Source organism: Sphingobacterium sp. UDSM-2020 (assembly GCF_016132525.1).
Lineage (GTDB): Bacteria > Bacteroidota > Bacteroidia > Sphingobacteriales > Sphingobacteriaceae > Sphingobacterium > Sphingobacterium anhuiense.
The window spans coordinates 5,400,427-5,416,611 of sequence record NZ_CP066166.1; the positions used below are offsets into that span (position 1 = coordinate 5,400,427).

General features: G+C 29.9%; 18 protein-coding genes and 1 pseudogene. 3 read left to right on the forward strand and 16 right to left on the reverse strand.

Features of this window, described 5'->3' with window-relative positions; genetic code table 11:
• Positions 1-82 precede the first annotated feature (82 nt).
• From JAZ75_RS22775 to JAZ75_RS22800, 6 genes are all read right to left on the reverse strand, one after another.
• Positions 83-241: a hypothetical protein gene (locus JAZ75_RS22775; RefSeq protein WP_208698728.1), complete on the reverse strand. Its 159-nt coding sequence runs from the start codon at positions 239-241 to the stop codon at positions 83-85.
• A 99-nt stretch (positions 242-340) separates the two neighbouring features.
• Positions 341-1,270, reverse strand: coding sequence for a glycosyltransferase family 2 protein (locus JAZ75_RS22780; RefSeq protein WP_208698730.1), 930 nt, complete (start codon positions 1,268-1,270; stop codon positions 341-343).
• 84 nt (positions 1,271-1,354) lie between these two features.
• On the reverse strand, positions 1,355-1,945 hold the full coding sequence (locus tag JAZ75_RS22785; RefSeq protein ID WP_208698732.1) for a hypothetical protein: 591 nt from the start codon (positions 1,943-1,945) through the stop codon (positions 1,355-1,357).
• A gap of 131 nt (positions 1,946-2,076) precedes the next feature.
• Positions 2,077-3,255 carry a 6-bladed beta-propeller gene (locus JAZ75_RS22790; RefSeq protein WP_208698734.1) on the reverse strand — a complete coding sequence of 393 codons (1,179 nt, stop codon included), beginning with the start codon at positions 3,253-3,255 and terminating at the stop codon, positions 2,077-2,079.
• A 51-nt stretch (positions 3,256-3,306) separates the two neighbouring features.
• The gene (locus JAZ75_RS22795) at positions 3,307-3,702 is read right to left on the reverse strand and encodes a hypothetical protein (protein WP_208698736.1); all 396 of its coding nucleotides are present in this window, start codon (positions 3,700-3,702) and stop codon (positions 3,307-3,309) included.
• Between the two features lie 23 nt (positions 3,703-3,725).
• Complete coding sequence (locus JAZ75_RS22800; protein WP_208698737.1) at positions 3,726-5,033, reverse strand: hypothetical protein; 1,308 nt, start codon at positions 5,031-5,033, stop codon at positions 3,726-3,728.
• A 186-nt stretch (positions 5,034-5,219) separates the two neighbouring features.
• Here JAZ75_RS22800 and JAZ75_RS22805 point away from each other — a divergent pair, with 186 nt between their 5' ends.
• Entirely contained in the window at positions 5,220-6,371 is a 1,152-nt protein-coding gene (locus tag JAZ75_RS22805; RefSeq protein WP_208698739.1) for a hypothetical protein, read from the forward strand.
• Positions 6,372-6,374: 3 nt separating this feature from the next.
• Positions 6,375-9,176 (forward strand): carboxypeptidase regulatory-like domain-containing protein, encoded by a 2,802-nt coding sequence (locus JAZ75_RS22810; protein ID WP_208698741.1) that lies wholly within the window; start codon positions 6,375-6,377, stop codon positions 9,174-9,176.
• A 74-nt stretch (positions 9,177-9,250) separates the two neighbouring features.
• On the opposite strand, the pseudogene JAZ75_RS22815 reads toward JAZ75_RS22810, so the two are convergent.
• From JAZ75_RS22815 to JAZ75_RS22855, 9 genes and pseudogenes are all read right to left on the reverse strand, one after another.
• Positions 9,251-10,469, reverse strand: a pseudogene (locus JAZ75_RS22815) (IS3 family transposase).
• A gap of 99 nt (positions 10,470-10,568) precedes the next feature.
• Positions 10,569-11,201 carry a hypothetical protein gene (locus tag JAZ75_RS22820; RefSeq protein ID WP_208698743.1) on the reverse strand — a complete coding sequence of 211 codons (633 nt, stop codon included), beginning with the start codon at positions 11,199-11,201 and terminating at the stop codon, positions 10,569-10,571.
• A gap of 9 nt (positions 11,202-11,210) precedes the next feature.
• Positions 11,211-11,645 (reverse strand): hypothetical protein, encoded by a 435-nt coding sequence (locus JAZ75_RS22825; RefSeq protein WP_208698745.1) that lies wholly within the window; start codon positions 11,643-11,645, stop codon positions 11,211-11,213.
• Positions 11,646-11,653: 8 nt separating this feature from the next.
• A complete protein-coding gene (locus tag JAZ75_RS22830) occupies positions 11,654-11,893 on the reverse strand; it encodes a hypothetical protein (RefSeq protein WP_208698747.1) in 240 nt (79 codons plus the stop codon).
• Positions 11,894-11,967: 74 nt separating this feature from the next.
• On the reverse strand, positions 11,968-12,303 hold the full coding sequence (locus JAZ75_RS22835) for a YegP family protein (RefSeq protein ID WP_208698749.1): 336 nt from the start codon (positions 12,301-12,303) through the stop codon (positions 11,968-11,970).
• Positions 12,304-12,457: 154 nt separating this feature from the next.
• The gene (locus JAZ75_RS22840; RefSeq protein ID WP_208698751.1) at positions 12,458-12,898 is read right to left on the reverse strand and encodes a hypothetical protein; all 441 of its coding nucleotides are present in this window, start codon (positions 12,896-12,898) and stop codon (positions 12,458-12,460) included.
• Between the two features lie 10 nt (positions 12,899-12,908).
• Positions 12,909-13,499, reverse strand: a complete 591-nt coding sequence (locus tag JAZ75_RS22845) for a Panacea domain-containing protein (protein ID WP_208698753.1) — start codon at positions 13,497-13,499, stop codon at positions 12,909-12,911.
• Positions 13,500-13,635: 136 nt separating this feature from the next.
• On the reverse strand, positions 13,636-13,842 hold the full coding sequence (locus tag JAZ75_RS22850; RefSeq protein WP_208698755.1) for a hypothetical protein: 207 nt from the start codon (positions 13,840-13,842) through the stop codon (positions 13,636-13,638).
• A 3-nt stretch (positions 13,843-13,845) separates the two neighbouring features.
• Entirely contained in the window at positions 13,846-14,019 is a 174-nt protein-coding gene (locus JAZ75_RS22855) for a hypothetical protein (RefSeq protein WP_208698757.1), read from the reverse strand.
• Between the two features lie 116 nt (positions 14,020-14,135).
• Between JAZ75_RS22855 and JAZ75_RS22860 the strand changes: the two genes are divergently transcribed.
• Positions 14,136-15,161, forward strand: a complete 1,026-nt coding sequence (locus JAZ75_RS22860; RefSeq protein WP_208698759.1) for a helix-turn-helix transcriptional regulator — start codon at positions 14,136-14,138, stop codon at positions 15,159-15,161.
• Positions 15,162-15,164: 3 nt separating this feature from the next.
• Here the strand turns inward: JAZ75_RS22860 and JAZ75_RS22865 are convergent, their stop codons facing one another.
• Positions 15,165-16,172, reverse strand: a complete 1,008-nt coding sequence (locus JAZ75_RS22865) for an HNH endonuclease (protein WP_208698761.1) — start codon at positions 16,170-16,172, stop codon at positions 15,165-15,167.
• Between the last annotated feature and the right edge of the window lie 13 nt (positions 16,173-16,185).

Genomic DNA, 16,185 nt, shown 5'->3' on the forward strand with positions numbered 1-16,185 from the left:
ACTAATAAATGTATTTAGGGGGTCAACATGAGCCAGTATGGCAGTTGAATATGGGCATTAAACGCAATATACCTCCCTAAAATTAATTCGAGTTTGAGGGGTCACTATGCTCCAGTATATCCAACTTATACTTCTCCTTAAATTCCTCAATTTCTTGCTTTTCTTCCGGAGCTTGAAATTCTTTCTTATCACATGCAAATAATGTTACTAGCACGATTGACATTAAAATTATTTTTTTCATTTTATATATTCATGTTTATAATTTGATTTACCACAATTTGATTTACAAAATCTATGATGCTGTTAAATATATCTGATTACTGTTTGACTTTTTTAAATGCTAATCACTGATTTTTTTACTGTTCACTATGTAGTGTGGCCTTTTTTTTGACTCCGAAAACGTCTTTCCGAGATACTCTCCAATAAGACCAATAAGTAGAAATTGAATTCCAGCGATAAATAACACACTAAAAACAATAGAAGTCCACCCTATCAAAGTTTTATTATTAAATAGGTACTGATAAATAGCATAGCCGGCATATGTAAAAGAAAGAGTTGAAAAAAAAAGCCCAAATAGCATTGAAAACCTAAGTGGATTTATAGTTGTGGAAGTCACACCTCGCAGGAATAATGATACCTGTTTCTTTAAGGTATATTTTGAAGAACCAATTTTTCTTGAAGGGCATTCAAATAAAATATTGTGATGATTATATCCTATCCATGGAAGAATAAATCTTAAAAAATAAGCTTGTTCATTCATTTGTCTTAAAGAAGTTAATACATTGTATGAAATTAATCTAAAATCGGGACTGTTTGGAATAATTTTTACATCAGAAATTTTATTAATCAAGTTATAGAAAATTATTGAAAAATTTTTCTTTATAAAATTAGATGGATCATTGATTCGAATTGCATTAACTACATCAGCACCATTTTTCCATTTATCAATCATTATTGGAATATATTTCGGTGGATGCTGTAAATCTACATCCATAATAATCACAAAATCACATTCTGCTACCACATCTAATCCCGCTTTAATAGCTGCTTGATGTCCAAAATTTCTTGATAACCTAATATAATCTACTCTATTATCTATAATTGAAAGTCTAAGTATTTCAGATTGTGTATCATCATCACTTCCATCATTGACGAACGTTACTGTATAATCATACGAAGCTATCCAAGTCATTAACTCCATATAAAATATTTTAATATTTTGTACTTCATTATAACAGGGAGTAATTATATTTATTTTTAAAGATTTCATGAAAAGCTGAATTTTGCTAATTTCCTAATTATATTAATGCGTCTTTAATAGTTTTGTCATGAGAAAAAACAACATTAAAATTTTTCAATAAGTTTTAATGTAGCTATAAATATTTTTTAGATAGAAAGTTGTGAAATTATTATAGGACTTTTCAGGAACAAAAATATTTGAAATAGAATAATTTTCATCAATTACAAAATAGTATAATGGATTTACATTCTCAACTAGGTTATTTATAAGACTTTTGCTATCAATAGAATAGATAGGAAATAATATTTGATATTTTTCTTTTACAGCTTTTATTTGCCTATAATTATCAACAGTAACTAATATCATTACATTTTTTTTCCCCCTTAAAATGAATGACTTGTTTAAATTTTCGACTTCCTTTTCAATACACTGTTCGCAATGATCGCCGATTCTCAAAACTAAAGTCTTTGACTCTATTAAATTTTTAATACTATCTATTTTACCAACATCATTTACTATTAAAGAATTAGATTTGATATATAGGGAATTTAATTTAATTTGAAGCTTCAATAAATTAGAAATTCTCAACTTATCATTTTTAATAGTTTTAATTTCATTATAATAATTTATTGAAATTATTATAAATATAACTAAGGTAACTAAGGTAACTATCCATGTAAACTTAAATACTAAATTTGCTTTCATTTGTAATCAATAATTAAAGCGAAATCAATAAGATATTCTTATATAGAATAATCTTTAAACGATTTTCATAATATGGGACAAAAAATTGTTGAAAATTTAAATAATATGTTATTATTTAAGAATCTCAAAACTCATTTAAGATACAATTTCACAATAACAGGATTCTCAATATTTTTAATATTCTTATAAATATTTAATAGTGATTCTGCAGGTTTCCCTGTATTTTTTTTATTTAAATTTATCATTTCTTCTACAATATAACCGGGAAGAACTGTTGTAATAAATTCTTTATTAACATCCATAAAATTACTTATTGGTATCTCATCAATATCATTCAAATATGAAGAAAAAAGAGATAACCATTGGGAATCAATAAAGTAAATTCCTTTTACAACTTTTCCTTTATTAATTAAGTTAAAAAAAAGCTTTTTTTTCAATTCTACTGGAGTTTCAATCAGAAAAGTTTGATCTTCAATAATTTCAGCAAAAGCTCCGTAATCATCTGACTTTCTAGCATCTAACAAAAAAGAAGTATCTGTGTTAAAATAATATTTACTAAAAATTTTATTGTCACTATGAATCTCAAAAATTTCTGGCGTATATATTCTATTAAATAAAATATTAGTTGTGTTATTGTTAAAACAATTAGAATTTTCGAATGATAATTTTTTATTAAAAACCTCAGAAAAATAACAAGTATTAAAAGTAAAGTTCTCGTTCAAAATCACTAATTCAGCATTATTAAATATATCTCTTGGCGAGTAAGAAGATGATCTGTATAACATATACTTTCCATCATTAAAATTTTCAATTTTAGTGAATCCAGAGGGAATATTATGGGATGAAATAAACTGACCTTCCATCGAATATTTGAAAACCCTATTTTTTTTTGTACAAAGAATGTTAATTTGTTTAAGCTTTGAATTAATTGAAAAGTCGTCAATTGATAATAAACCATGTTTATTTTTTGTATCAATTTTAAATAAAAAATGTCCTTTAGAGGAAAAAGCAAAAAATGTTTTTGATAGATTGAAATCTGCAATAAAATATTTTCCCTCAAAATATTTAATCTTATCAACTTGATAAACAGGATTATATTGGTTTCCTTCAAGAATTAAATACTCAATTTTATTAAATAGTTTAGAAATTTTAAAATCTTTTTTGATATTAAATAGTGCTGTATCAATATTAATGATGTTAATAGAATCTCTATTAACATCATTAATCGGTTCATATCTTTGTTCTGATAATTTATGTTTACAGCTAAAAAAAAATGAGATAATAATGAAAAATATAAGGTTCTTGAGCATAAATTTAAATTACTGTACTAAACTTTTATTATCATTTAACTCTGTTAGATATTAATTACAGCTAGTTTGTTTACTAATATCACAAGAATCTGGAGCCGAAGATCTGCATGAAAATTTATTGCCTAATGAAGCAGTAAATGTGGATTTCTTTATGGGAAATGAAATATTAGCTCCAATTTTTATGCAAATTACTTGTTTTAGCTTATACTTAGCTTTTACAGTGCTAATATCATTTGATCCAGCTGTCAGATCTCCCTCCATATCTACATCGCTTGGCATTTCATCTAACCATGGATCGTCGTCTGGTAATGTTTCAGCAGTTTGAGCCATTAGCTTAGACCCTAAGCTTATTTCTGACAAACCATAGTTTAAAAATGAGTTTTGCATATTTAACATTAGTCCTAAGGTTAATGCTGAAATTCCACATGTTTTAATTAGTTTTTTCATAATTATATTTAAATTGTTTATTATTATTTATTTATATTCATAATATCTTTATAATCAGATCTTTTGTTAATAATTTCAATTAATTCTTTCTTTAGTGATTTGGTATTATACCAGTCTTTACTTCTGTTAAATGTGTAATATGAAAAATAAAATAAGTATACCGATAGAGAAATCATTAGTAAAAATTTATTTATACGGTTCTTTTTTGTTAAAAAATAAAATACCAGATAAGAGATAGAAAAACTTGATGCTATTAAAGATAAATATAAATATCTATCTGCTGTTATAGCGAATCGCTTCATTGGAAAAATATGTAATGTCAATATTAGGTTACAAACGAAGAATCCAACTAAAAAAAATACCCAAGGATTTTTTAAGTAACTTATAAAATAAAAAATTGAAATAATTAAAAGTATTGGATAAATCCATAATTTAAGTGGAATTACGTCGCCAATTACATAAGGAAATGGATATATATATGATAAATTAAACGGCAGGAAAGATTTGGCTATATATTCAAACGTTGAATAGGAGAAAAAGATCAATCGTTCTATAATTGTGTAATCTGATTTACCAAAAACATTATTAAAAGCATTTGGATCAGTTGCATAAATTGTTATTATACCAAATATAATTGAAAGTAAAATAAATGGTATTTTATTAACAGCCTTAAATTTAACTTTTTCTTTTGTATAATATAAAAAATCAATAAGTATTAAGCTTAATGGAAAAATGAGAGCTTGTTCTTTAGATCCAAATGATAATAAGAAGCATATTAATGTTAAGACATAAAATCTATTTTTTTTAGTTATAATAAATTCTATATACATTAACATTCCAATTAAATAGAAAAATGAAAATAATAATATTTTTGAAGCAGAAATCCAAGCCACCACCTCAACTGAACACGGGTGTATTAAAAATATTACTGAAGCTAGTAAACTAATTTTGTTAGAGTTGTCAAAGATTGAAAACTTATAAATTGTTGTTTTTATTAGTTTTTTTAACAGTAGAAAAACTAACACGCTATTAAATAGATGAAGAAATAAATTTGAAAAGTGAAATATTGTAGGATTATACTTATCAATACTATATAATGCAATATAATATAACTGATTAATAGGTGAATATTGACCTTTATAGTAATATGAAAATATTTCAAAAATATTTTCATAGTTAAAACCGCTTTCTGTGTAAATATTTCTCACCTGCCATTGATCATCCCATGCTATTTGAAACTGATGATAACCAACAGGAAAATAAATCAAGATTCCGAAGAATAACAAGATTATAATACAAATATTGTTAATGTTAGTAACGTATTTTATCATAACTGAAAAATGTGATATTATTAGCTAACTGTTAGGTTTTGTAAATTAAAATTGGCTCTGTTAGCAATTTTAATAAAAAAAATGTAGAAAACAAGAAAAACGCATAAATTTTTATACATTTATAGAAAATCTATTATCTTAATAATTTTAACCAGTTTTAACCGAGCATATCTAATACTAGAATTCATGAAGATTCATTTAACCATATTTATTTCTATTTTACTTTTTCAAAAAGTTTATAGCCAAAGAATAGAATTTTCAAACTCGATTCCAACACAAACTATCCGAATTATACCTAACCAGTTATATGGAGGTACTGTTTCAGATAATGTAAGCTCCATAGAATATTTCGAACTAGAAGGCAATAACGATAATATTTTGGGACAAATTATTTCTAGAGTATTTAATAAGAATAGAATTATATTAATTCACAATATAGATGGCAATTTATTCATTTTTAATAAAAATGGGAAAATTATTAAAAGGATTAGTAAAGTAGAAGGATTCAAGCAACCAAAGAAGAATCTATTTTACAGAGCACAGATAGAAAATGACAATATAGTGGCATATGGTCCAAGCATTAGAGCTGTTTATGACAATGATGGCAACTTACTAGAAAAACAATTGAATTATAATTTTAATTATGAAAATTCCACGATGTTGATTGGATCTACATTTTTTGAATATGGTAATCCTCAGACGTATGGTGAAAATTATAAAAATAATTTTGCATTAAAAATGAATGATAAGGTTTTAATAAATTACAATGCTCAGGATACTGTTCATTCATTATTTTATCAAAATCTACCAATAGTTAGTAATTCTAATAATTCGGCATATGCTATATATCCCTCTACTTATAATATTTTCGAATTGAATTCCGGAGGAATCGTAAAAAATATAAATTTTTTATTTCCTCTTCAAAACACAATTGATACGAGTGAATTTTACATATTTAAGAATCCTATTTTATTAAGTAACTATCTAAATAAAAAGCCAGAAAAAATTTATGGAATTGGAGATCCAATAATCTATAAGAACTATTTAATTGTAAAATTAGGCTCATTTAAAATCCCCAGTTGGATTGCTATAAATCTAGACAATAATAAAGTTATAGCTCTAAATAAAATTATGCCTGACAAATCTAATGATTTCTTACCTTTTATTGATTTAACTGACTTAAATACAGATGGAGATTATTTATATAGTATTATTTACCCAAATGACATTTCAAAAGCTATTACTTATTGTAAAGAAGAAGGTCATAAAATGCGTAAAGAATATCAAAATTTAGAAAAATCTAAAAATCCTATTGTAGTCAGATTTAAGATTAAATAGTTAATGGTAAAAGAAGCAGTCCTTGGTTTTTATTTATTTCTTTTTATATCAATTTCAGCTAATTGTCAAGTGAAGTTGAAAGGTACAGTCATTGATTCCACTTATAAGAGAGCAATTGAATACGTAACAGTTTCCTCATTTGAGGAAGAAAAGACATTAGTAAATAAAATTACACTAACTAATAATTCTGGAAAATTTGAATTAGATGGACTCCCTATCAATAAAAGATTATTACTAAAATTTTCCGTTGTTGGTTATAAACCTGCTACAGTTGACTTAAAACTTACTTCAACTGTTGCATACGACCTTGGAAATGTTCTTATGGTACAATCTCCAAATTATATTGATACAATCAATATAATACCCCCCATAACTTTGAAAGGCGATACAATTGAATTTAATGCCGATGCTTTTGATTTAGATTCAAATGCTGTTGTTGAAGATTTGCTACATAAATTACCGGGAATAGTTGTTTGGGGAGACAAATCTATTACATATAATGGTATTCCTATTCCAAATATTTTAGTTAATGGAAAACAGTTTTTTGGCAATGATTTATCAATAGCTCTACAGAATATAGATAAAAAAGCTGTTAATAAGCTTCAATTATATGATAAGAGAAGGTTTGAGGAAAAAATAAAAGATCCGGAGAAAAAAGATTTAGAAATTAATATTCTATTAAAAGAAGGGAGAGAGAATATGTTGTTTGGCAATATTGGAGGCGGAATAGGATCAAAAAATAGATTACAATCTCAATTAAATCTTAATAAGGCAAATAAAATATGGCAAAACACTATTGCCTTTTCCGGTAACTCTGTGAATATTACAGTAAATAGTTTAGATCAATTATTGAAAAACACTACGTATAAAGGTATTGGAGTAAATTCAGATTTCTCACCAGATTTTCAAAGGCAAGGAATTACAAAACAAATGGTTTTGGCATCGCGTTCTCAATATGACTTTAATCCTGATGCTAATCAAACTAATAAAAACTTAATAACTGCTAATTTTTTTTCCAATTGGGCTCTAAAAAAAATCAAAGATACAAATACCACTATATTGTTAAACAATAACTATTTAGATCAGAATCTTAAGGAAAACTCTACTTTAAATGTTCAAGATGGAGCAAGTCAATTGTTAGATATAGTTTATACTCGACAACTTAATCCCCCAATTATTGAACAAAAGAAAACAAAAAATTATGGATTTAATTTAAACGTGGAAAATTCAAATAATGAAGTCCATAATACGCAAAACACAATTTATAATTATTCAGGAAATAAATCTCAAAATAATATTACTTCTCTTTTTAATACAAATAACAAATCTTTAGGATTGTACACATATTATCACTCATATCCACTTCTCAGCTCTATCTCAAAAAGAGAAGATAAATCAGCTTTCATAAATAATCTGGAAACTAATGTTAGTCTTAATGTAAAATATTTAGAAAATAGATTCGATGGAATAAATAATGGAATATACAATAATGTTGATAATCCAACCTTAAATCAAAATCAGGAAAGACTTTATGATAATTTTAACTCTATCTCTAATTTTGTATCAAATATCGGGATTAGGTATAAAAAATGGAATTTAGAACAAGAATTTCAATTTAAAGAAGCAAATTGGAATGATAATGTTTATGATAATTCAAAGAAAAATAGCAACTTAACACACATATCAGAATTATTTCAGTATAAATATTCCATAAAAACTAAATTCAACAAAGACTTAATTTTACAGAAATTTCCTGGAAGGTACAGTAAAAATTTATTTTTAAATGCGGCTTTAGGATATAATGTTGTCAGCGACAATAATAGATCAAGTATTAATTACAGAAACTTTTATCAAAGTTTCTCAAATTTTACGCCTTTATTATCATTGAATTATAATAAAAACAAAATTGATAAAGTTGATTACAATTTGTCATTACAATATGCTTATAATCAACTTTATCCCAATGTCAACGATTATAAACCATTTTATGATGATATTAATATAGGATATCGAAATTATGGATATCAGCATCAACTCCGCTCATCAGGTACTCATCAATTAGTCTTAGCTGGCAGCATTAATTCATTAAAAAAATATGGATCCAATTTAAGTGTTGAGGTATCCTTTAAAATTATTGATAATCCTATTTTAGATAGTATTGAACTATTGAATAACCAGTATGCATTATATAAGATTCAAACTGAAAATAATATTAAGGCCTTTAACTCTAAATTATCTTTTAACATAGCCTTTTTATTGGCAAATAATAATACGCTAACTTTAAAATTATTCGGAAATTATGAAAGGGGGAATACCTTCTTATATTTTAATTCTGATCTTCAAGATATGATTCAAGAAAATTATATAATAAATACAGATGTTTTTTTCACTCTTATCAATACACTTCAAGTAGGTTTTAAAAGTAATTTATCCTTATATAGAAGAATAGAAAGCAAGTTCGGTATCATGAGTAACAGTTATAATAGCACATTTTTTAATAATGCAATTGCAGTTGCTTATAATATAAATAAAAGAATAATTTTAAATTCAAATATTGATTATCGCAGTAATTATTTTCGTAAAAACAATTTGACTTCTACAGTATGGAATGCTAGTCTTTCTTATCGGGGTTTAAAGACAAATAATTTAGAAATTAAAATTGCAGTTTTTGATTTATTAAAACAAAACAAGGGTTTTTATTTCATAGAAAACCCATATGAATTTACTTCTGGAAGTAGGAATGTTTTAACAAATTATTTGATGTTTTCTATTTCATATTTCCCGAGAAAGTTTGGGAAACATTAATTTCGGCTGAAGACTTACCATTTTTCAAACAGTGAATAAATATAAAAATATGCTTTATTGATCTCCTCCCAATTTTAGGAGCATTGTAAAGTAGAAAAATTTGCTGTTTTGACCTGATTTTCAATAAACATTTCAGGCGTTAAATCCCCTAAACAGCTATGGGGTCTGAAGGTATTATATTCGTGTCTCCAGTCTTCAATTTTCTGCTTGGCATCCTCCAATGAAAGGAACCAATTGGTATTTAAACATTCGTCTCGGAAGCTTCCGTTGAACGACTCAATATACGCATTATCCGTTGGTTTTCCAGGTCTGGAGAAAACGAGTTCAACTTTTTGTTCGTAGGCCCACCTGTCCATTTCTTTTGAGATAAATTATTCACTTTTTTTTATTTTTTATTGGTGTTCATGATTACTTTGCAATTCTGATCCATTATCCACTTGAATTTTCTTTGGCTTAGCTCCTTTAAACAACCTCAGTTCTTCAAGAACTTCTACAACCTGATAGCCCTTTATACCCTGTCCAACATGGATTGCAATACATTTACGGCTATAATTATCCACTATAGTTAAGCAAGGGATTTTCTTCCCATCAAACAGTGCGTCGGAGACAAAGTCCATGCTCCAGCAGTCATGTAAATTGGAAAATGAAGGTCTTTCAGAGCGATGCGAAGCAGCCCGACAGCGTCTGGGCCGTTTACTTCTCAAGTTCAACCCTTCTTCTTTATAGATGCGATAAATCCTTTTATGATTATCTGGCCATCCCTCACGCCGTAAAAGTATATAAATCCGCCAAAGCCCATAACGTACTCGAGTCTCAGCAATATCTCGTATTCTTAAACGTAGGGAAGTATCTGCACGCTTACAACTTTTGTAATACCACATGGATCTGTTCAAAAGTGAGATATGGCAGGCCCTGCTTAAGGAGACTCGATGATCGGAAATCAAGCCTTTGACTATTTTACGACGCTGGAAAGGCTTCAATACTTTTATTCATCATTGTCTGTTTTCAATGGGATTCATGAGACGCTACGCTTAGTTTTTTTAATACATCCTGCAACATCTGCTTATCCAAGCTCAGATCTGCAACAAGTTTCTTAAGTTGTGCGTTCTCCTCTTCTAACTGACGTAACTTTCGTAGTTCAGAAACCCCTAAACCACCGTATTTCTTCTTCCAATTGTAGAATGTTGCCTCGCTGATACCCAGCTTGCGACATACTTCCTCCACTCGGGTCCCGGTCTCGGACTGCTTGATAGCAAAAGCAATCTGTGCCTCGGTAAACTTCGATCTTTTCATCGTTTTTCCTCCTATTTAAAATTAGTAATTCTGGTCCGAATTCTATACTTTTAAAATGTCCAGTTTTTTGGGAGGAGGTCATTCAAATATAGTAGTTCATTACTTAGCCGACATAACTTCTCTGATTCTTTTTGCAGAAAGATATGGTCTTCGCAAAAAACCAGAAAATATTGCAGTAAGAATTGCGGCCATAAATGTAAATAACATCCCAATAACTAACGTCAAATTTTTAGGATCATTAAAGATGAGTTCAATCAATAAAACTAAGCTTAGCAATAGGAATAATACAAAAGGTATAAAAAAGATTACTTTCGTTAAAATATCCAGCATGTGTACTCGTTTTGTAATATCTACAGTAATGATATCATTTTTAATTTCTATAAGTGGCATGGCATTTCTAATAATTCGATAGTTGATTTTAGTTGAACTATTTTCAAGCGCAATTAAAGAGTCAATTTTAGAAACATCTGTAGTAATACCTGATAATTTTTTAAATACTTCTTGCCGTTTAGCATCATCGATCAATTGATGAAGCTTATCCCCTTCCTTTAATTCAATTGTTGTATCCCATTTTGGATTTTTAGGTTTGAAAATCATTTGATTTAACGGACCATCTGTATTGAGTAATTTATAAATGTAAATAGCTCCAACCACTAAAATTATAAATACTGCTACAGGAATGGTAACTTCTTTTAGGATGTCCATAAGACTTTCAATGTTTTTTATGTTCATTTTCTTAAATTAAAAAGTCAAAATTTGTTGGTGTTCATTATTTTTTTGATAATCGTCATCCCACATTATTTTTAAAAGCATTGAATCAGGAGATCCCATGGAAAGGTGAATATAAAATTCGGCGCTTTCTTGTGGGTTCATAAATGCTAAAGGAAATGCAGTATTAGATATCAAAAAATCTTGATCATCCATTATTAAACGAACTTGATGTGCTCTTGCTTTTCCCTTGTTATAGATCTTAACAGTACACTTCCCCCGATCACCTTTGATAAGACTAGCCCTAACTTCTGCTTTTTTAAGCTCCAATTGTTCGCTTTCAATCTTAAGCAAATTATAAGTATTAATTTTGAGCTCTTGCGCTTTTAACCTTCTATCGTGTAATAAATATCCCATTAAGGAGCCAACTATGGCTAAAATTGATAATATCAAACTTACATTTTCCATTTCCTGATTTATTTAAATCCTTTTAATCCCTTTTTAAAATCGGATATAATATCCTCCAGCAATTTATTTCCATAATCTTTCACAGCTGATTGTATACGATTTTGGTTGAATTCTTGCAATTCTGCAAAACCACCGCTGTATTCACGATTACAATTATTAAATTTTACCCAACTCTTGTCATCATTATGATCAAAGTCTGATTGACCACATGTATCACATAAGAGTGTTACTGTTATTTTTTCTTTCATGGTACTGTTTTTATTTTTGAAGTAATACTGCGTCAGCAACTAAATACTAACGCAGTAAGTGATTTACAAATCGATTAAGTTAAATCAACTAGGTCTGCTCCTGGAGCATAGTTTTTAACTGCAGTGACTCCATTCTCTCTATTTGCCGAGGAAGTGTAACTTTCACTCCTTCCAATAATTTCACCATTCGATGATTTTAAATTGAAAGTATAGTTTAAATAACCATCCTTCCGTTCGTAACGTGAATCGTATGGAGCATTAGTTCGAACAGATGCTACGCCATTTAAACACCCTTGTTTTGAAACATAACTTTCGCTACCTAAAATGATTTGTCCATTAGCAGCTTTTAACCGAAAGTAGTATTGCGAATTCCTTGAACTCACGAATACCTCAAATTTTCCCTTTGACATATTGACACAAAGTTCTATAACAACTATGCAGTATAACTGCACAGTAGAAAAATAAATGAAAAAAAGTTTATTTTCAGCCTTTAAAGCTAAATGAGATAGGTTTTTAAATGAAAAATTGGAGACTTAAATTTTAACTACGCAGGTAGGTCGCGTACTAAAGAATTCGTTTGTATTTTTTACTAACAGAAGCAGACTGACGCAAGCAGTCCAAGATCATTTCATGCTCTTGGGGGAGCAATTGATCGACAATAACATAATCAACTCCTTCAACTGGATACTGTTGCTGAATAATTGCTTTTTCATACATATCAATCTGCTGTCCATAGAGTGCAGTTAATAATGGGAATGAAAACCCGCCTACACCGATGACTCGACCTCGTGTAAACAGATAACAGTTAATACAGCCTTCTGGAACTTCAATACAACCGTGGTCTTCAGCAATGCGATGAGGGAGGAAAATTTGACTAGAGGGTAATGAGGCTAATATAATACGGTCTTCAATCTCTTTAAGCACAATAAAATACTTGTCTTTGCTGGCTGCACCATTTTTAAAATAAAAAGGTGTGAAATATAGAATGGTACCGGCAGTAAGCATAATGAGAGGATTATTTTAACGACTTGGATGCTGCTAAATACTCCAGATGCTGTTGATAGATCCTTTGCTGATCTTCATCCAACTGCGTATTGAAATCTACTTTATAATCAGTAGTAAATACACGTTCCTTTAAAAGATCTTCTAAAACTTCATAATGCTGTGCAGTCATAGTCCAAGGTGAATGTGGTCGATGGGTTACTTCAACAAGCTCTTTGGCGGTGAGATTTCCAAATTGTCGAACCACCTTATCTAGAAATTCAATCTCGATATCGGAGAACTCATCATCATCAAATTTAGCCTTAGCTGAAATAAAAATTTTTCCTTCTTGATCAGGATGAGTACTAATATATTCTTTGAAAATATGCGGTTGTGCTGAATTGACGTCAACATAAATATCTTTGGCAACAGGTCCAAATTTCCAAACCTCAAAATCAAGATTTAAAAATGGCCTCGCACAGTGCTTAATGAATGTCTCTTCCAAAAGGTAAACCATCTTCAACAGTTTGGTTTTTGAAAGATCGCCAATATGTTCAGCGAAATACACTAGTGTATTGCCGATTTTTGCGATCTCATCTGCTGTATAAATATGCGGTTGACTCATGTGAGATTGTTCAATAGTTGTTATTAAATACAAAGTAACTAATTTTAAAGGAAATAACAATAAAAAATGAAGATAAAGCCCCTCCTCTTCGAAGGGGCAATCAGTATGTTTTCATGAAATAGAGTCTTTTTAATGACTATGATGTATGACAGTTTTCACTACAATATTTACAACCGTTTGATTGACGGTAAATAGTTTTTGCTTTTGTCACTGCCGATCTACAACCTGTATGGTATCCTAAATCTGATTTGCTCTTGACTAACGATAGCCAATAGCACCCGTCTTCATGTACCTCATGATCGCCATTATCTTGTGCCCGATCGTTTACGTAATATCTGCTCATCTTTTACTTCTCCTTAGTAACACCTTTGAAAGGCTTACCATCCTGTTTAACATCCATAAATCTTCCTGTTTCTGCATCACGTTTGACCCATTGGTCTGTTCTTGGGTTGTGTACCTGACTGCGGCTTCGCACTGCTCCGTTGCGATGACCATCACCTTTTGGTGGATTTGTTGCCATATTGTTTTTTATTTATTGATAACCTTCATTGATTATCTAAAACAAATTTATTAACCTACTATGCAACCTATCTGCACAGTTTATGTATATTTATATAAATCATCTTAATTTGTGTTATGGCAACCAATAAACAAGCATCTATACGGTATCGAATCATTGACAACTGCCTATCTAATCCGCAGAGAAGATTCTCTTTTGAGGATCTACGTGATTGTTTAAACAGAGAGCTTGCTGAAATCAATGCAAACCATAAAGAAATTAGCATTCGCACACTACGGGAAGATCTAAAACATATGAGAAGCCGTGAAGGTGGAGAAGCGCCAATTGAAACTTATAAAAAAGAAGGCAGATCATACTATCGTTATGCGGACAAAGATTTTAAACTTTATAATCAGGGATTAAATACAGCGGAACTGCAACAACTTAAGAATGCAATAGATACTTTATCTAAAATTGAGGGTCTTCCGCAAATGGGATGGGTGCAGGAACTAAGCACGAAATTGGAAGAAAGGTTTTTCTTAGAAAATTCCGATCAACTTATCATGAGTCATGATCATAACCGGTATCTAAAAGGGATTGAGTATTTAGGTGAATTATTTCATGCTATATTGTATAAAAAGTGCTTAACGATACGATATCAATCTTATAAGACTAAAAAGGAAAGTTGCTTTGAATTATCTCCTTATCACCTACGAGAATATAATAATCGCTGGTTTCTTTTTGGACGAAATCAAAGTTTTAAGAATTTAACAAACTTAGCTTTAGACCGGATAGTCTCAATTGAAGAAAGTAATCATTCATTTATTGAGAATGAAAAATGGAACTTTAATGAATTGTTTGAAGATATAATTGGTGTTTCGTTTTCGGAGAAAGAAACCGAATCTGTTCACATTTGGTGTAGTCCGGAAGCAACTCCATACATTACCTCTAAACCTCTTCACGGATCGCAAACTAAGGTCTACCAAGATGATAATGGCTTAACCATTAGAATTGAAGTGATACCAAACTTTGAATTGGAAACTTTGATTCTTTCTTTTGGTGAAAGAATTAAAGTACTATCGCCCGAAGGGGTAAAAAAAAGGATAGCTGAAAGGGTCAAACAGCTTTATTCAAATTATTTTGATATCACTAATTCAAAATAAAGATTATCCTTCTTTAAACACCTCGCTCCTATGCCATCCTAGATTTTCTTGTGATGGATGGTACTGTTCTATTTTTGGTAATATAAGCTTGGTCCCCTCCAATTTTTTGAGACTATAGGGATGCTCCCCAAGCTCTCGGATATGTTTTGAAACCAGAATACGATAATCTTGATCTACAGCAACTAAGCCACGATCAAAAGCGCGGTGCAGATTTGGACATAATGCAAGTCCATTGGTGACCTTATCATCGTGCGAAATTGAAAAGGGTACAATATGACAAGCATCAATAAAATTGTGATTGTAAGTGGACCGCAGCTGCATACCTGTCATCGCACAGGTATCTTGATACAACTGTGGTATATATCTTTTGAAAAGGTGCGATCTTACAAAAACATCTTCCTCTGTATGAATCGCCAAATGTTTATACTTGACTTCGGGGTCATTAAGAACTAATGCCTGAAGATCGTGATAATACCCATCTCCTATCTGTTTATGCTCGAAATAAGACTGCAATTGGTTAGGGAAATAATGCGCCAAAATAGCATTGCGGATTAACTGTCTTGTTTCAACAGACTGCAGCAAGACGTATAGTTCACTTGAAAGACTTCCATAGGCAACAATGCATGCTAATGTACTAACACTTTTAATATGCGCTTGCATAGGAGCTCCTGTATACGTATGGATATACCAAAAGGAATGTCCATCGACTTGATCGCTCTGTAGATAAAAAAATGGCTGTGTAAAATCCGGCTGATTTGCTGTGGTCACCAACAACCGCCAATTCTCCTGAAAAAGACCAACCAAGTCTGCATTAACAAGAAAATGATTGTCATGATCCAAGCCCAGCCCAATTAACTCAATCAAGGTCAATAGGAAAACTGGTTTATGCGGTGCTTTACCGTATTTGGTAATCCCTTGTTTTAATCTTGTGAATGCTTTTAAATAAATGGATAGGTCGTTCATGTAGGTCAAAGATAGGAAATGGAAAGTAAAATATTGATAGAGTTTCATTACCTTTAAACCA